The organism is Streptococcus sp. SCPM-O-B-15277 (M60) (genome assembly GCF_058200335.1).
Genome location: NZ_JBYQGR010000003.1, coordinates 1 through 18,133, shown reverse-complemented (window position 1 = coordinate 18,133; position 18,133 = coordinate 1). Strand labels below are relative to the sequence as shown.

Sequence of the window (18,133 nt, the reverse complement as noted above, 5' to 3'; positions counted from 1 at the left end):
CCATGGAATTTGAAGAGAAAACACTCAGCCGTAGAGAAATCTATAAAGGTCCTATTTTCCAATTGGTACAAGATCAGGTTGAACTTCCTAATGGAAAAGGGACAGCTCAACGTGATTTGATTTTCCATAATGGTGCGGTATGTGTCCTTGCTATTAATCAGGCTAATAAGATTGTTCTAGTCAAGCAATATCGTAAGGCGATTGAAAAAGTTTCTTACGAAATTCCGGCAGGAAAGCTTGAAGTGGGTGAAAATGCAGATCCAGAAGCAGCAGCTCTTCGTGAATTAGAAGAAGAAGCAGCCTACACAGGGGATTTGACTCTTTTATATGATTTCTATTCAGCTATTGGATTTTGTAATGAAAGATTGAAACTGTACTTGGCAAGCAACCTATCCAAAGTTGAAAATCCACGTCCTCAAGACGAAGATGAGACCTTGGAGTTACTAGAAGTTAGTCTAGAAGAAGCCAAAGCACTTATCCAGTCTGGTGATATCTGTGATGCTAAGACTATCATGGCAGTCCAGTACTGGGAATTACAAGAAAAATAGAGGAGGAACCCATGGGAAAACCTTTATTAACAGACGAAATTATTGAGCGTGCGAATCGTGGTGAAAAAATCTCAGGTCCTACGTTAGTAGACAATGAAGAAACCAAGATATTATCAACTTCATCTCAACATTATGGAAATTCTCGCTCAAGAGTTCATGGCTTTAGCCAGGAAACTTTAACAATTGAAGTCGAACCTTCAATTCATAAGAGCCGTCGAATTGAAAATACTAAGAGAAATGTCTTTAACTGTAAGTTGAATAAGATTCTTTTTTCAGTCATTCTTCTTTTGATTTTACTGATCTTAGCAATGCGCTTTATTTAAGGGGACTATCATGAAAATTGGAATTATTGCAGCTATGCCAGAAGAGCTAGTTTATCTGATTCAACATTTGGAAAATGCTAAAGAAGAGACGGTATTAGGAAATAGCTATCATACAGGGAATATTGGGTCAGTTGAGCTTGTCTTGGTAGAGAGTGGAATCGGTAAAGTTATGTCTGCCATGAGTGTAGCGATTCTAGCCGACCACTTTAAAGCAGATGCTGTTATTAACACCGGTTCTGCTGGCGCTTTGGCAGCAGGTATTGAAGTAGGAGATGTCGTGATTGCTGATAAGCTAGCTTATCATGATGTTGATGTGACTGCTTTTGGGTATGAATACGGTCAAATGGCTCAACAACCACTCTACTTTGAAACAGATAAAAAGTTTGTTAGCTTGATTAAAGAAACTTTGTCTAAACTTAACCAAAAATGGCATTTAGGTTTGATTGCGACCGGTGATAGTTTTATTGCGGGTGAAGATAAGATTAAAGCTATAAAAGAACATTTTCCTCAGGTGCTTGCGGTTGAGATGGAAGGAGCGGCTATCGCTCAAGCAGCTCACGCGCTTAATCTACCTTTCTTAGTTGTCCGTGCCATGAGTGATAATGCGAATCATGAAGCTTCTATTTCATTTGATGAATTTATCGTAGAAGCTGGACGCAGATCGGCTCAAGCCTTGTTGACACTTTTACAATCTATTCATGATTAAAATAAAAAGAACACTTGTTAGTGTTCTTTTTTTTTGAAAATAAGTAGATTATTCCAATTCCGGTTATTTTTGGTCTTTTTTGATATAATAGAAACATTGATTTGAAGAATAAGGAAGAGAAAATGAACCCTTTATTAAACGGTATGAATGACCGCCAAGCAGAAGCGGTACAGACTACAGAAGGTCCACTGCTAATCATGGCAGGGGCTGGTTCTGGTAAGACACGAGTTTTGACTCACCGTATTGCTTACTTGATTGATGAAAAGATGGTCAATCCATGGAATATTTTAGCTATTACCTTTACTAATAAAGCAGCACGCGAGATGAAGGAGCGTGCCTATGGTTTAAATCCAGCTACTCAGGATTGTTTGATTGCGACCTTTCACTCTATGTGTGTTCGTATTTTACGTCGTGATGCAGACCATATTGGCTACAATCGTAATTTTACTATCATCGATCCAGGTGAGCAGCGAACGCTCATGAAACGCATTCTCAAGCAGTTAAACTTGGATCCTAAAAAGTGGAATGAACGCTCTATTTTGGGGACCATTTCTAATGCTAAGAATGATTTGATTGATGATGAGGCTTACGCTTCTCAAGCAGGAGACTTGTATACAGATATTGTAGCTAAGTGTTATACGGCCTATCAGAAAGAACTTCGTCAGTCAGAATCGGTTGACTTTGATGATTTGATTATGCTGACCTTGCGTCTCTTTGATCAAAATCCTGATGTCTTGACCTATTACCAGCAAAAGTTCCAATATATCCATGTCGATGAGTACCAAGATACCAACCATGCCCAGTATCAACTAGTCAAACTTTTGGCTTCACGCTTCAAAAATATCTGTGTGGTTGGGGATGCTGACCAGTCTATCTACGGGTGGCGTGGTGCTGATATGCAGAATATCCTAGATTTTGAAAAAGATTATCCAGATGCCAAGGTTGTTTTGCTGGAGGAAAATTACCGTTCTACCAAAACCATCCTCCAAGCGGCTAATGATGTTATTAAAAACAATAAAAATCGTCGTCCGAAAAATCTCTGGACCCAAAATGCTGATGGGGAACAAATCATTTACTATCGTGCTAATGATGAACAGGACGAGGCTGTCTTTGTAGCTAAAACGATTGATGAACTTGGCCGTAGCCACAACTTCCTTCATAAAGACTTCGCAGTTCTTTATCGTACCAATGCCCAGTCACGTACGATTGAGGAAGCTCTGCTCAAGTCTAATATTCCTTATACCATGGTTGGTGGAACGAAATTCTACAGCCGTAAGGAAATTCGTGATATCATTGCTTATCTCAATCTCATTGCCAACCTAAGTGATAATATCAGTTTTGAGCGTATCATCAATGAACCCAAGCGTGGAATTGGTCCAGGTACTGTTGAGAAGATTCGTGATTTTGCGAACATGCAAGAAATGTCTATGCTGGATGCTTCGGCAAATATCATGTTATCAGGAATCAAAGGAAAAGCAGCTCAATCTATTTGGGACTTCGCTAATATGATTCTCGATTTGCGTGAACAACTGGACCGATTGACAATCACGGAGTTGGTAGAAGCAGTATTAGAAAAAACAGGTTACGTTGATTTACTTAAGGCCCAAGCAACCTTGGAAAGTAAGGCTCGGGTTGAAAATATTGAGGAGTTCCTCTCTGTTACGAAAAATTTCGATGATAATCCTGAAAGTGAAGAAGAGGAAACAGGACTAGATAAACTTAGTCGATTCCTGAACGACTTGGCTTTGATAGCAGATACGGACTCTGGTAGCCAAGAGACATCTGAAGTAACCTTGATGACTCTTCACGCGGCCAAAGGGCTTGAGTTTCCTGTTGTCTTTATCATTGGTATGGAGGAAAATGTCTTCCCACTCAGTCGCGCTACTGAAGATCCAGATGAATTAGAAGAAGAACGTCGTTTGGCCTACGTAGGAATCACGCGCGCAGAGAAAATTCTTTATCTGACCAATGCAAACTCACGCTTGTTATTCGGACGTACTAGTTACAATCGTCCCACACGCTTTATCAATGAGATTAGTTCAGATTTGTTGACTTATCAAGGTTTAGCACGTCCGGCTAATACGAGTTTTAAAGCTTCTTATACTTGTGGAGGAATAGCATTTGGTAAAGGAATGAGTTTGGCTCAGGCGCTTCAAGAACGAAAACGAAATGCTGCGCCTACATCGATCCAATCAAGTGGTTTACCATTTGGACAATTTGCATCTACTAGTAAATCTTCTTCGAGTGAGACAAATTGGTCAATTGGTGATATTGCCCTTCATAAAAAATGGGGTGAAGGAACTGTTCTTGAAGTATCAGGTAGTGGAGCTACCCAAGAACTAAAAATCAACTTCCCAGAAGTCGGTCTGAAAAAACTTTTGGCTAGTGTAGCACCGATTGAGAAAAAGTAAGTTTTAAACGAATAAAATACCTTCTTAAAATAGAAAGAGGGTATTTTTTTGATTCTCTTATCACAAGATTGTGATAGTTTACAAGTATTTAACAAAAAGCTTTTTAAACTTCACTATCTAAAAAAATAGTGTATAATTGAAACTGTTTTTGAAAGGAGAAAAAATGACTGAAAAACAAATGAAAACTTTAGGTTGGATTGCAACCTTTATGTCTGTAATGATGTATGTATCCTATATTCCTCAAATTATGAATAACCTTGCTGGTCAAAAAGGGAATTTTATCCAACCGGCAGTAGCTGCTATTAACTGCAGTCTTTGGGTATACTACGGTCTCTTTAAAAAAGAACGTGATATTCCTTTGGCAGCGGCTAATGCACCAGGGATTGTTTTTGGGATTATTACCGCTTTGACAGCCTTGTTCTAAAAATAAAAAGCAATTAGCAGAATGTTCTGCTAGTTGCTTTTATTTATTTACAAAATATATTTCTCAATAGCGCGTGCAACACCATCTTCTTCATTGCTAGCAGTTACGGCATCAGCGAGAGATTTGACGTAGTCACTGGCATTTCCCATGGCGATCCCCAGCCCTGCAAACTCTAACATCTCAATGTCGTTATTGGCATCACCCATAGCCATGATTTCAGAAGGTTGGATATCCAAAATCTCAGCCAAACGAGAAAGAGCAGAAGCTTTAGTTGTACCGAGTGGCATTGCTTCATAGATCACTGGTTGTGAACGAACACCGCTAAATCTCTGACAAAGTTCATCAGCAAATCGTTGTTCAAAGTCGTCCGTTTGCTCTTTTGTACCTAAGAACATACCCTGGAACATGCGATATTTACCACTAGTAGCCTCTTCCAGTGAGATTTCAGTCAGGTCAGCAAAAACAAGTGTGGCATCATATTGAACGATAGGATTTGGTTTACCTCCGAGAACGAAGTAGTGTTCCTCATCAAAGAGAGTCAACTGAACCTCACTCTTTTCAGCAAGGTCATTCAGGTATTCGATGTCAGATTTGCTAAGTTCCCGCCAGTCAACAAGGCTCCAGTCACTGGTTTGATGGGTAGAACAACCGTTGTTGACGATGACGTATTCGTTTTCTAAATCAAGACCAAGCTTCTTATAGTAGGGTAGGACTCCAAAGAGAGGACGGCCAGTACAAAGAACCAGTTTGACACCTTTTTCGATAGCCTTATGAATGGCATCAATATGAGCCTGAGGGATTTCCTTGGCTTCGTTGAGAAGAGTACCATCCATATCCAGTGCAAGTAGTTTTATCATGGTAATTCCTTTTCATGTGTTTTGCCTATATTATAGCACATTTTGGCTATCAGAGACAGAATCTTCTGTTAAATCATGGTATAATAAAAGGTAATGAATAAACAAACGAGGCAGAGATGAAACTACTTTATACAGATATTCGGACTTCTTTGACAGATATCCTAACCAAGGAGGCTCAAGGGCTTGTCGCCCAAGGCAAACGAGTCTTTTACATTGCCCCTAACTCTCTTTCTTTTGAAAAGGAACGCGCTGTGCTGGAGTACTTGAGTCAGCAGGCTTCTTTTTCTATCACAGTCACGCGCTTCGCTCAAATGGCTCGTTATCTGGTCTTAAATGATATTTCTGAGAGATCTAGTCTTGATGATATTGGTCTAGGTATGGCTTTCTATAAATGTCTGTCCGAGATTGACCCTAAGGATTTACGTGTTTACGGGGCTATTAAGCAAGATCCGCAATTCATCCAGCAACTGATTGAGATTTATCAAGAAATGACAACAGCAAAGATGAGTTTTTTGGACTTGGAAAGCTTGATAGATCCTGATAAACGCTCTGATTTACTCTTGATTTTTGAAAAGATCACAGCGTATTTAAATCAAGGTCAAGTTTCACAAGGGAGTTCATTGTCCTATCTGATTGATGCTATTTTAGAAAACAAGGTAACTAGTGATTTTAGCAAAATTGCTCTAGTTATTGATGGTTTTACTCGTTTTTCTGCAGAAGAGGAACACCTAGTGGATTTGCTTCATCGTAAGGGTGTAGAGATTATTATTGGCGTATATGCGACTAAGAAAGCCTATACTAGCCCCTTTAGTGAAGGCAATCTCTATCAAGCCAGTGTTGAGTTTCTACGTTATTTAGCTTTTAAATATCAGACCAAGGCAGAAGATGCATGTCAGGAACATGAAAAGCTGGATGCTTTTGCCAAAGCTTCAAGACTTCTCGAAAGTGCTTATGATTATTCTGAAGTTAGCATTGATGTGGATGATAAGGATAGAAAAGACTTGCAAATCTGGTCTTGTCTGACACAAAAAGAAGAGCTAGAGCTCGTTGCTCGTAGTATTCGCCAGAAATTGCACCAAGAAGCTGAACTAAGCTACAAAAATTTTCGTATCTTACTAGGAGACGTTGAGTCTTATAAACTGTCCTTGCAGACTATTTTTAATCAATATCAGATTCCTTTCTATCTGGGTAGGAGTGAGTCAATGTCTCATCATCCTTTGACTCAATTTGTTGAATCCGTGGGACGTCTCAAACGATACTATTTCCGTCAGGAAGATTTGATAAATCTCTTACGAACTGGCTTATATACTGACATTACACAAGAAGAAATCGACAGCTTTGAACAATATATCCGCTATCTAGGCATTGATGGTCTTTCGAACTTTAAACAAGAATTTACAAAAAACCATCATGGGAAATTTGATTTAGAAAAATTAAACGAGCTTCGTGTCCGTGTTCTAAATCCACTAGAAACCTTATTATCTAGTCGTAAGCAAAAGTCTGAAAATATCCTTACAAAATGGAATAACTTTTTGAAGGATGCATCTGTGACCAAGCAATTACAATCCTTATCTGAAACGATGGAAGTGGCAGAGCAAGAAAGACAAGAGGAGGTCTGGAAAGCCTTTTGCCATGTAATGGAGCAATTTGCTACCGTATTTGAAGGTTTTCAGGTTGCTTTAGATGATTTCTTGGCTCTCCTTCATTCAGGGATGTCCTTATCAAATTATCGAACAATCCCAGCAACAGTAGATACTGTTCTGGTGCAAAGTTATGATTTGATTGCGCCCTTGACTTCTGATTACATCTATGCTCTTGGCTTAACTCAAGACAACTTACCTAAAATTACTCAAAATACTAGTCTTTTAAGTGATGAAGAAAGAGAAGTTTTAAACCAAGATACTGAAGATGGCTCTCAATTATTGATTGCTAGCCATGAAAATCTTAAGAAGAATCGCTATACTATGCTTTCTTTGCTAAACTCTGCTAAGAAGCAATTGGTCTTATCAGCGCCAACTTTACTTAATGAAAACGAGAGTAAAGAGTCAGTATATCTAAAAGAATTGCAGGATTTTGGTTTTAGCAAGATTGAAAAGAGAATCGATCGAAGAAACCTATTAAAGGATGATATTGGTTCTTATCACAGTCTGTTGTCTAGTCTTGTTGCTTATCACCAGCAAGGTGAGACGGATACAAGTGAGCAAGACTTAACCTTTATCAAGGTTTTAGCTCGTGTTATGGGAAGAAAATTAGAAGATCAAGGTCTTGATAATCCTGTTCTACCGACAAGTCCCAAAAGTAAGACCTTAGCTGCGGAAACTTTAGAAGCCTTGTATCCTCAAGATCAAGATTTTTATCTATCGACTTCAGGATTAACAGAGTTTTATCGAAACGAATACAGTTATTACCTTCGTTATGTCTTAGGATTGCAGGAGGAATTACGTCTGCGACCTGATGCTCGAAGTCACGGGAATTTCTTGCATCGTATTTTTGAACGAGCCATGAAACTTCCTGCCGATACATCTTTTGATCGTCGCTTAGAACAAGCAATCTCTGAAACCAGCCAAGAGCGCGAGTTTCAAGCTATTTATCAGGAAAGTTTGGAAGCCCAATTAAGCAAGGAAGTCCTCTTGGATGTTGCACGCGCTACAGGACACATTTTGCGTCACAATTCTGAAATTGAAACCATTCAGGAAGAAGCAGTCTTTGGTGGCAAGGAACAAGCTTTTGTTCAGTTAGATAATGGCAGAAATGTCTATGTCCGTGGTAAAGTTGACCGCATCGACCGCTTGAAGACCAGTGATGCTATAGGTGTTGTCGATTACAAATCATCTCTAACTCAGTTTAACTTCCCTCTTTTTTATAACGGCCTGAACTCGCAATTACCGACCTACCTAGCAGCGCTTAAAAAAGAAGGAAATAGAGACTTTTTTGGTGCTATGTATTTAGAGATGGCGGAGCCAGTTCAGTCTTTACAAGCTGTTAAAACTCTTTCAAAGGCTTTAGCAGAAACAACTAAGACTATGAAGTATCAAGGGTTATTTCTTGAAAAAGAGATAAAGAACCTTGGGGAACTATATAATAAAAACAAGACCTATCAGTTGTCTGATGAGGAATTCCAGTTATTGCTGGACTATAACGCCCTTATCTATAAGAAGGCGGCAGAGAAGATTTTATCTGGTAGTTTTGCTATCAATCCTTACACAGAAGACGGCAGAAGTATTGCCCCATATGTTCAACAATATCAAGCCATTACAGGTTTTGAAGCCAATTACCATCTAGGGCAAGCTAGATTGCTAGATAAGGTGGCTAAGAGCAATGATAAGGAAGCATGGTTTAATAAAATTAGAGAGGAGTTGGAGCGATGAAATTTTTATCCCAAGAAGAGATTGAAAAGTTGCAAGTAGCAGAAGCGAATTCTGATAAGAAGCCTAAGAAAACTGCCGAGCAAATTCAAGCTATTTACAGTTCTGGTCAAAACATTCTGGTTTCAGCATCAGCTGGCTCAGGAAAAACCTTTGTCATGGCTGAACGAATTCTTGATCAACTAGCGCGTGGTGTAGAAATTCGCCAACTCTTTATCTCAACCTTTACGGTAAAGGCAGCAACCGAGTTAAAAGAACGCTTGGAAAAGAAAATCAGCCAACAAATCCAAGAGACTCAAGATATGGAGCTAAAAAAGCATCTTGGAAGACAATTAGCTGATTTACCAAATGCTGCTATTGGAACTATGGACTCTTTTACTCAGAAGTTCCTGGCTAAACATGGTTATCTGATTGACCTCGCCCCAAACTTTCGGATTCTTGAGAATGAAAGTGAGCAACTCCTCTTAAAGAATGATGTGTTTCGACAAGTTTTCGAAACTCACTACCAAGGTAAGGAACAAGAACAGTTTAGTCAGTTGGTCAAGAACTTTGCGGGTAAAAGTAAGGATGCACGTGGATTGCGTAAACAGGTCTATATGATTTATGACATTTTGCAATCTACAAGTAATCCTCAGGCTTGGCTACAGGAATCTTTCTTAAAAGGATTCGAAAAGGCCGATTTTACAAGTTCTAAAGAAAATCTGGCTCAAGACATTCAGCAAAGACTTTGGGATTTGGAAAGTTTCTTCCGTTATCATTTAGAGAATGATGCCAAGGAATTTGGGAAAGCAGCCTACCTAGAATCTGTCCAACAAGTTCTTGGTGAAATTGGAGCTTTAACGCCTGAATCAACTTTTAAACAATACCAAGAGGTTTTAGAGCGAGTTGTGGGTATTTCTAAGGATAAGGGTGGCCGTGCTCTTACAAATGCTAGTCGTAAGGCTGAAGTCCAAGCTCTAAAAGAAGCATACAACCAAGAGAGAAAAGTTAAATTTGAAAAGTTAATTGCACTAAATGACCAAATGACTTTATTGAAATTCCAGGAAGATTATCATCAAGAGTCTTGGGACTTGGCAAAGACTTTCCAAGTCTTCATGAGTGATTTTGTTTCAGCTTATCGAAAGCGTAAACGTGAAGAAAATGCCTTCGAATTTGCTGATATTAGCCACTATACCATTGAGATATTGGAAAACTTCCCTCAGGTGCGACAAGAGTATCAGGAACGCTTCCACGAAGTCATGGTCGATGAGTACCAAGATACCAACCATATCCAGGAAAGAATGTTGGAACTCCTCTCAAACGGCTACAATCGTTTTATGGTGGGCGATATTAAGCAGTCTATTTATCGTTTCAGACAAGCAGATCCACAAATCTTCAACGAAAAATTCCACAGCTTTGCTCAAGATAGCAAAGAAGGTCAATTAATACTGCTTAAGGAAAACTTCCGTAGTAGTTCAGAAGTTTTAGATGCCACTAATGATGTCTTTATGCATCTCATGGATGAAGAAGTTGGAGAGATTTCTTATGACGGCATGCATCAACTTGTTTTCGGAAATACTGATTTACACCCAGATCCTGAAAACAAGGCAGAAGTCCTCTTGTATGATAAGGATGTTGATGGTGATTCTACGGAAGAGGAAGAGTTTTCGACTAACAAACTGACTGGTGAAATGCGAATGGTCATTAAGGAGATATTGCATCTTCATCATGATAAAGGTGTCCCTTTCAATGACATTGCTCTATTAACTGCTAGCAGAAGCCGCAATGATCAAGTTTTACTTGCCTTGTCAGAATATGGGATACCAGTTAAAACGGATGACGCTCTAAACAATTATTTGCAATCTTTAGAAGTGCAGGTTATGTTGGATACTCTTCGTGTCATCCATAATCCTCTGCAAGACTTTGCTTTAGTAGCTCTCATGAAGTCTCCTATGTTTAGCTTTGATGAAGATGAATTGGCTCGTCTAGCTCTTCAAAATTCTGAGGATAAGGTTCAAGAGAACTTTTATGAAAAAATAGTCAATGCTCAAGCCCAAACTAGTCCTCAAAAGGATTTGATAACATCTGAACTCCATAAAAAACTCAAGCTTTTCATGGAAACTGTTAATTCTTGGCGTTTATATTCCAAAACACATTCACTTTATGACCTTATTTGGAAAATTTATAGCGAACGTTTCTACTATGATTATGTTGGTGCTTTGCCAAATGGTCAGGCTAGACAGGCCAACCTCTACGCTCTAGCTCTACGAGCTGACCAGTTTGAAAAGAGTAATTTTAAAGGTTTATCTCGTTTCATTGCTATGATTGATCAAGTCTTAGAGGCTAAGCATGACCTTGCTAGTGTCGCTGTAGCTCCACCTAAGGATGCTGTTGAGCTGATGAGTATTCATAAGAGTAAGGGGCTTGAGTTCCCTTATGTCTTTATTCTCAATATTGATCAGCAATTTAACAAGCAAGATTCTATGTCTGAAGTGATCCTAAGTCGAAAAAACGGCCTTGGTCTTAAGTACGTAGCTAGAGTCGCTACAAATGCAAAAGAGGAATATCTTCCATCTACTATTAAGTTATCCATCCCAAGCTTGACTTATAGTCAAAATGAGGAGGAGCTCCAATTAGCAAGCTATTCTGAACTCATGCGTTTACTTTATGTAGCCATGACGCGCGCTGAGAAAAAGCTCTATCTAGTCGGAAAGGGATCTCGAGAAAAGTTGGAGTCTAAAGAATATCCGACAAATGGGCAAGGTCTCCTAACTCGTCAAACCAGGTTAGATGCTCAAAATTTCCAGGACTGGATTTGGGCCATCTATCAAGCCTTTTCTAAAGAGAACTTACACTTTAGTGTTCGTTTCGAGGGTGAAGAACAACTAACAGAAGAAGCTATCGGTAAATTGGAAACTAAAAGCCAGCTCCAAGATCTTTCTCAGGCAAGCAACCGTCAGTCTGATACCATTAAGGAAGCTTTACAAATGCTGAAAGAAGTGGAAGTGTACAATGAAATCCACAGAGCTGCGATTAATCTTCCGAGTGTTCAGACCCCAAGCCAGATTAAGAAGTTTTATGAACCAGTCATGGATATGGAAGGTGTAGTAGTAGCTGGTCAATCTAAACCAAAAAAAACTATGATTCAGTTTGAACTTCCAGACTTCTCCAAGACAGAAAAAGTCACTGGAGCTGAAATCGGTAGTGCCACCCATGAACTCATGCAACGAATCAACCTTTCTCAGAAGCCAAGTTTAGAAACTCTAGCAGAAGCCTTAGAACAGGTGCAAGCGAGCTCAGCGGTTAAAGAAAAAGTAAATCTAGAAAAAATCTTGTCTTTCTTTGATACAGATCTTGGCCAAGTGATTCTTGCAAACCAAGATAAACTTTATCGAGAACAACCTTTCTCAATGTTAAAACGAGATGATAAGAGTCAGGAAGACTTTGTCGTCCGTGGAATCTTAGATGGTTATCTGCTCTATGAAGATAAGATTATTCTCTTTGACTACAAGACGGACCATTATGAGCATGCTGGTCAGCTCGTTGAACGATATAGAGGACAATTAGAACTCTATGCAGAAGCCTTATCCCGTTCTTATGAGATAGATAAGATTGAAAAATATCTGATTTTGCTAGGCAAAGATATGGTTGAAATAGTAGAAGTTAACTAATCTTGTATAAACTATTGCCTTCCTTGGCAGTAGTTTTTATTTATTTTCAGTTATGGTATACTAGTTTCAGAAAAGGATGTAAAAGAATCTATGCCAAAAGAAATCGATATCGAATACTATCACCAATTAGCTTTACAAAAGCAAAAAGAGCATCGTAAATTTCTTGGAAATCTGAAAAAGAAAGCTCCAAAAAACCTAGATAAGATTGCGCTGGAGATTCACCAGGAAGTTTTTGAAGAAATTGATTGTACAGCCTGTGCAAACTGTTGCAAGAGCCTTGGACCAGACTTTAAAGAAGAAGATATCACACGCATTGCCAAATACTTTAAAATGAAATTACCTGCTTTTGAAGCCGAGTTTCTCCAAGTTGATGAAGACGGTGATAAGGTCTTTAAGTCAATGCCTTGTCCCTTCTTAGGTGGCGATAATCTCTGTTCCATCTATGATGTCCGTCCCAAGGCTTGTAGAGAATTTCCACATACCGACCGTAAAAAGATTTATCAAATCAATAATCTGACTATCAAAAATACTTTAACTTGTCCCGCAGCCTATCTCTTTGTCGAGAAATTAAGAGAAAAAATAGAGTAAATCTCCTCTTTTATAATAAATTTTATCCTCAAGTAGACTTGCTAGTTGAGGATTTTTTGTATATTTATTAACCTTGATTATTTTTGCTGGCTAGAGAAATCTTGTCCTTATCTTAAAGTTTCTTTAAATTTATCTTAAAGAAAACTGATATAAGGTATCTTTAAGCGATATTCTGTATAGTTATTCCAATATCAAAGAAAGAGGTATCGATATGAACTATATAGTCATTCCAGCTTATCAACCAGATAATAAACTTATCAAACTTATCGAAAAAATCCACAAAAAGAGTGATTTTCATATTCTAGTTATCGACGACGGTAGTTCATCAAAGTGTCAAGATATCTTTGATAAAGCAGAACAATATGCTACGGTGCTCCGTCACCAAGTGAATCAAGGTAAAGGTCAAGCGCTTAAAACAGCCTTTTCTTATATCAAAGAACAAAACATTTATGGAACTGTCGTAACGGCAGATGCGGATGGGCAACACAAAATTTGGGATATTTTCCGTGCGGCTAACAAAGCTTCTGAAAATCCTAACAAGCTAATCTTGGGTGTGCGTGCCTTCACAGGTAAGGTTCCACTCCGTAGCCGTTTTGGTAATAGCTTGACAAAAGCACTCTTTAAATTACAAACAGGAGTTGGAGTAACAGATACACAAACAGGACTTCGTGCTTTTACAACAAATCTCATTCCTTTTATGTTAAAAATTGAAGGACAACGTTATGAATATGAAATGAATATGCTTCTTGAAGCAAGTAAAGAATATCAAATTTTAGAAGTTCCTATTGAGACAGTTTATATCAATGATAATGAGGGTTCACACTTCCGTCCAATCAGAGATGGATTAATGATTTATAAAAATATTTTTAAATTTGCCTTGTCATCTCTCAGTAGTTTTGTTGTAGACTACCTTGTTTACGCTATTGCAATCTTGTTTTTACCAACAGCGCCAACAAGTTTCCGAATTTTCCTAGCTAACGGTCTAGCCCGTGTGACCAGCTCTGTTTTTAACTACTCTACAAATAAAAAACTAGTCTTTAAAAACGACGATAGCCTTGCCAAGACAGGAATAGGATACTTTGGTTTAGCAGTTGGACTCTTTATGTTAGATACTCTGCTTATTCGTCTATTCTTTACTGTATTTGGTATTAATCTTCTAATTTCTAAGATTATTGTCGGTATTCTTCTCTTTGTGGTCTCATGGACTGTTCAGAAGAAATTCATCTTTAAAGAAAGGACATCTACTTTACTATGAAATTTTTAAAGAAACCATATGCTTATGCCTCGGTTCTTGGTTTACTCTTGATAGGATCCTTTAGTTACTCAATGTTGAAAACTTTTGTACTCGCTGAGACTATTTCGACAGTAGCAACAACTAATACAAGTTCCAATACAGCTCAAGCTAGTCAAGCAGCTAAAACAGCAACAGTAACTAACTCAAGTTATAAGGACGAGAATATCTCTATCAATTTGACTGAAACGACGGTTAATCATACCCAAGTGTATGTTGCAGATGTTACAGTAAGTTCATCAGATTATCTGAAAACTGCCTTTGCTCAAAACTCGTTTGGAACAAACGTAACAGCTAAAACATCTGTCACTGCTGCAGATAATGATGCAATTTTAGCAGTAAATGGCGACTACTACGGTGCAAACTCTTCGGGTTATGTTATCCGTAATGGAGTTGTCTATCGTGATACTGTCCGTGAAAATTCTAATAATGGTGATTTAGCCATTTATAAAGATGGTTCTTTCAAGATTATTTACGAGGATCAGATTTCAGCTGAGCAACTAGTCAAAGACGGAGTTATTAATCTCTTAGCTTTTGGCCCTGCCTTGGTCGAAAATGGTGAAATAGCAGTAGGAAAAAACCAAGAAGTTGGACAAGCTATGGCTTCGAATCCACGTACAGCTATTGGTATTATCGACGAAAACCACTACATTATTGTAGTTTCTGACGGACGTACTTCTGAAAGTGAAGGTCTCTCTTTGTACCAGCTAGCTGAAGTTATGAAATCCTATGGTGCAAAAACTGCCTACAATCTTGATGGTGGGGGATCCTCTACACTTTACTTCAACGGTCAGGTTATCAATAAACCAACGACTGGAGGAAACAAAATTTCAGAAAGGGCGGTGAGTGATATTGTCTACATCGGTTATTAATCCTAACAAAAAACGGTTTAAAAAAACTGCCATCTCTTATACACTAATTACGATTTTCTTCTTTGCTTTTTCTAGAATTTATGAAGCATTTAGTTTTGGAGAGACATCTGTTCATATGCACTATTTATTTGCAGTACCTCTTATTGGAGGAATTCTACTAGCAATCTTGCTCAAAGCTCTTCCTCAATTTTCTCGTATTAGTTTTAATCTATGGAATTCGGCAGTAGCGATTATTACAGCGGGTACACTTTTCCGCGGGATTGTCAATCTTTCTGGTCGTTCAACCACACTTGATGCACCATACTGGTATGTAGGTATCGGGTTTGTCGTTCTAGCTCTTTTATCAATATCTATAAATCCTATTCGATTGAAGAAGAATTTCAGAACAACTGAAGTTTAGATAAATGATAAAAAGTAGTCGTTCAGATATTGTTCGACTACTTTTTGTTGACTTTTATTTCTAAATTGTTTTAACAATATTACAACTTTCTTTCTTCTTAAAGACCTTACTTTTATAATTAAAATTATATTGTATAATAAAGTGGATAAATGTCGTCTTTAAAACGATAAGTAAGAAGTATAAAATATAGGGAATATAAAATTGAAAGGTTAAAAATGAAAAAGATATTACTAGCAAGTACTGTTGTTCTTTCCATAGCCGGAATTTCTAAAACAACTGTATTAGCAGAGGAAAACCAAGCTACAAACAAAGTACAAAGTTCAGAAAAAACTGTAGCAAATGGAACGATTAAGGAAGCTAAAGAGAAAAAGCAAGCTCAAGGTCAAGAGCAGAACGATAAGCAGAATCAAAACTCAAATCAACAGAATCCTGAGAAAGAATCTTCTCAAACCACACAGAAACAAGAAACAGCCCTTACCAAGGATAACTCTTCAACAGAAGAAATTACTGAAGAGGTCAACAAAGAAGGTTGGCAAAAAGAGAATGGACAATGGCGTTATTATGAACATAAAAAGGTCGTCACTAATTGGAAAAAAATAGCTGGCCACTGGTATTATTTTAACCAGGATGGTATCATGCTTAGCAATACAGTTTATGATGACTATCTCTTTAATAAAAGCGGCGCTATGGTTGAAACTTCTTGGGTAAAAATAGATGAGAAGTGGTTTTATGTCACAGAATCAGGAAAGATTATCCGCAACAAATGGGAAAAAATCAACGGTTTTTGGTATCGTTTCGACGAAACTGGTGCCATGTTAACCAAAACTATTTATAATGACTACCTTCTTGAGACTAGTGGAGCTATGCACGAAAATGGTTGGGTAAAAATGGATGAGAAGTGGTACTATGCAACTGACTCAGGAAAGATTATCCGCAATAAGTGGGAAAAAATAAACGGTTTTTGGTATCGTTTTGATGAAACTGGAGCCATGTTAAGCAAAACCATTTATAATGACTACCTTCTTCAGACTAGCGGAGCTATGCATGAAAAGGGTTGGGTCAAAATGGATGAGAAGTGGTACTATGCAACTGACTCAGGAAAGATTATCCGTAATAAATGGGAAAAGATCAACGGTTCTTGGTATCGTTTCGATGAAACGGGTGCCATGTTAAGCAAAACTATTTATAATGACTACCTTCTAAAATCTAGCGGAGCTATGGCTGAAAAAGATTGGGTGAAAATGGATGAAAAGTGGTACTATGCTACTGATTCAGGAAAAATCATACGCAATAAACGGGAACAGATTAATAGTTCTTGGTACTTTTTTGACAAAGACGGGGTCATGTTGAGTAGTCAATGGAAAGACAAATACTACCTAAAAGATAGTGGCGCCATGGCTCAAAACGAATGGTTCTTTGATAAAAAATACAATAGTTGGTTCTACTTAAAATCAGATGGTTCTTATGCTGAAAACCAATGGCAAGGGTCCTACTATCTCAAATCATATGGCTATATGGCCAAGAGTGAGTGGATTTTTGATAAATATTATAATGCTTGGTATTATCTAAAAGATGATGGACTATATGCAACTGGAACACTCAAAATCAATGGTAAAAATTATAGCTTTGAAAATAACGGGAAGTGGATCTCTAATCCATCTAGTTATTATAAAGTAAAACCAATAACAGCCTATGTTTATAGTGCTTCTGGAGATAGACTTAGCTATATTTCTCAAGGTACTATAGTTGCTGTTTCTGACACAGAGTCTCAAGGTGACAGACTCCCAGTCCAAATTTCTGGACTTTCAGGCTTTATGAATAAGGGTGACCTTGTAGCTGTTAACACTAATAATGAGTTTATCCCTCATTACACAAGCGATGGTCGTTACGTTTATCATGAGTTATCACCTTATACAAGTATTCGTGTAGCACCTCATAGTTCATCGATGGCTATTGGTACAAAATACTATTCAGCAGATGGAGTTAACTTTAATAACTTTAAAGTGGAGAATCCATTCCTCTATAGAGACTTAAGAAAGCCAACCAATTATACAGCGGCTGAACTTGATAAAGTTTATTCTCTCATGAATATTAAGGGAAGTCGTCTTGCGGGTAAAGGAGCTGTCTTTAAGGAAGCGGAAAAACGTTATCAGGTGAATGCACTTTATCTAATGGCGCACAGTGCTCTAGAAAGTGCATGGGGACGTAGTCAGATTGCAAAAGATAAGAATAACTTCTTTGGTATTGCTGCCTATGATACTACTCCATATGATTCTGCAAAGAGTTTCGACAATGTCGACAAAGGAATCTTAGGGGCAGCAAAATGGATCCGAGAGAATTATATTGATGAAGGTAGAACTTATCTTGGTAATAAATCATCAGGGATGAACGTTTTATACGCTTCTGATCCATACTGGGGTGAGAAAATAGCAAGTATCATGATGACCATCAATAGCAAACTTGGTGAGAAGGACTAAATTATTTTTTAAAAATCGATGACTATAAAATGGTTATCGATTTTTATATATCTATAATGTTGATGAAACAAAAAGGATTTACATTTTTAGTAAACCCTTTTTTTGATTATAAACTTAAATTATCTAAAAATAGACCAATTAAATTATGTTAATTAAAATTAGTTGCTTTTAGATTTAAGTGAATTTCTAACAACTAGAATTGATGAAACAAGGATAAGAGT

Annotated in this window: 13 protein-coding genes; 12 read left to right on the top strand and 1 reads right to left on the bottom strand. The window is 37.8% G+C overall.

Features of this window, described 5'->3' with window-relative positions:
* Positions 1 to 2: 2 nt before the first annotated feature.
* The 5 genes from AC3E9F_RS05135 (at position 3) to AC3E9F_RS05115 (ending at position 4,412) form a co-directional block, all read left to right on the top strand.
* On the top strand, positions 3 to 548 hold the full coding sequence (locus AC3E9F_RS05135; protein ID WP_490672878.1) for an NUDIX hydrolase: 546 nt from the start codon (positions 3 to 5) through the stop codon (positions 546 to 548).
* A gap of 11 nt (positions 549 to 559) precedes the next feature.
* Complete coding sequence (macP, locus tag AC3E9F_RS05130) at positions 560 to 871, top strand: cell wall synthase accessory phosphoprotein MacP (RefSeq protein WP_263393553.1); 312 nt, start codon at positions 560 to 562, stop codon at positions 869 to 871.
* A 10-nt stretch (positions 872 to 881) separates the two neighbouring features.
* Positions 882 to 1,577 (top strand): 5'-methylthioadenosine/adenosylhomocysteine nucleosidase, encoded by a 696-nt coding sequence (locus AC3E9F_RS05125; protein WP_263393554.1) that lies wholly within the window; start codon positions 882 to 884, stop codon positions 1,575 to 1,577.
* 122 nt (positions 1,578 to 1,699) lie between these two features.
* On the top strand, positions 1,700 to 3,988 hold the full coding sequence (gene pcrA, locus AC3E9F_RS05120) for a DNA helicase PcrA (RefSeq protein WP_263393555.1): 2,289 nt from the start codon (positions 1,700 to 1,702) through the stop codon (positions 3,986 to 3,988).
* 163 nt (positions 3,989 to 4,151) lie between these two features.
* Positions 4,152 to 4,412, top strand: a complete 261-nt coding sequence (locus AC3E9F_RS05115; protein WP_263393556.1) for an SWEET family sugar transporter — start codon at positions 4,152 to 4,154, stop codon at positions 4,410 to 4,412.
* Positions 4,413 to 4,459: 47 nt separating this feature from the next.
* Here the strand turns inward: AC3E9F_RS05115 and AC3E9F_RS05110 are convergent, their stop codons facing one another.
* Positions 4,460 to 5,269, bottom strand: a complete 810-nt coding sequence (locus tag AC3E9F_RS05110; protein WP_263393557.1) for a Cof-type HAD-IIB family hydrolase — start codon at positions 5,267 to 5,269, stop codon at positions 4,460 to 4,462.
* 116 nt (positions 5,270 to 5,385) lie between these two features.
* Here AC3E9F_RS05110 and rexB point away from each other — a divergent pair, with 116 nt between their 5' ends.
* The 7 genes from rexB (at position 5,386) to AC3E9F_RS05075 (ending at position 17,912) form a co-directional block, all read left to right on the top strand.
* Entirely contained in the window at positions 5,386 to 8,637 is a 3,252-nt protein-coding gene (gene rexB / locus AC3E9F_RS05105) for an ATP-dependent nuclease subunit B (RefSeq protein WP_263393558.1), read from the top strand.
* Positions 8,634 to 12,284 (top strand): helicase-exonuclease AddAB subunit AddA, encoded by a 3,651-nt coding sequence (addA, locus tag AC3E9F_RS05100; RefSeq protein WP_490672877.1) that lies wholly within the window; start codon positions 8,634 to 8,636, stop codon positions 12,282 to 12,284. The genes rexB and addA overlap by 4 nt, the downstream gene beginning before the upstream one ends.
* A gap of 90 nt (positions 12,285 to 12,374) precedes the next feature.
* Entirely contained in the window at positions 12,375 to 12,872 is a 498-nt protein-coding gene (locus tag AC3E9F_RS05095) for a YkgJ family cysteine cluster protein (RefSeq protein ID WP_263393560.1), read from the top strand.
* A 205-nt stretch (positions 12,873 to 13,077) separates the two neighbouring features.
* Positions 13,078 to 14,127, top strand: a complete 1,050-nt coding sequence (locus AC3E9F_RS05090) for a bifunctional glycosyltransferase family 2/GtrA family protein (RefSeq protein ID WP_263394529.1) — start codon at positions 13,078 to 13,080, stop codon at positions 14,125 to 14,127.
* Positions 14,124 to 15,035 carry a phosphodiester glycosidase family protein gene (locus AC3E9F_RS05085; RefSeq protein WP_263393561.1) on the top strand — a complete coding sequence of 304 codons (912 nt, stop codon included), beginning with the start codon at positions 14,124 to 14,126 and terminating at the stop codon, positions 15,033 to 15,035. The genes AC3E9F_RS05090 and AC3E9F_RS05085 overlap by 4 nt, the downstream gene beginning before the upstream one ends.
* Complete coding sequence (locus AC3E9F_RS05080; protein WP_263393562.1) at positions 15,010 to 15,435, top strand: hypothetical protein; 426 nt, start codon at positions 15,010 to 15,012, stop codon at positions 15,433 to 15,435. Before AC3E9F_RS05085 ends, AC3E9F_RS05080 begins: the two co-directional genes overlap by 26 nt.
* 215 nt (positions 15,436 to 15,650) lie before the next feature.
* On the top strand, positions 15,651 to 17,912 hold the full coding sequence (locus AC3E9F_RS05075) for a glucosaminidase domain-containing protein (RefSeq protein ID WP_490672876.1): 2,262 nt from the start codon (positions 15,651 to 15,653) through the stop codon (positions 17,910 to 17,912).
* Positions 17,913 to 18,133: the final 221 nt, after the last annotated feature.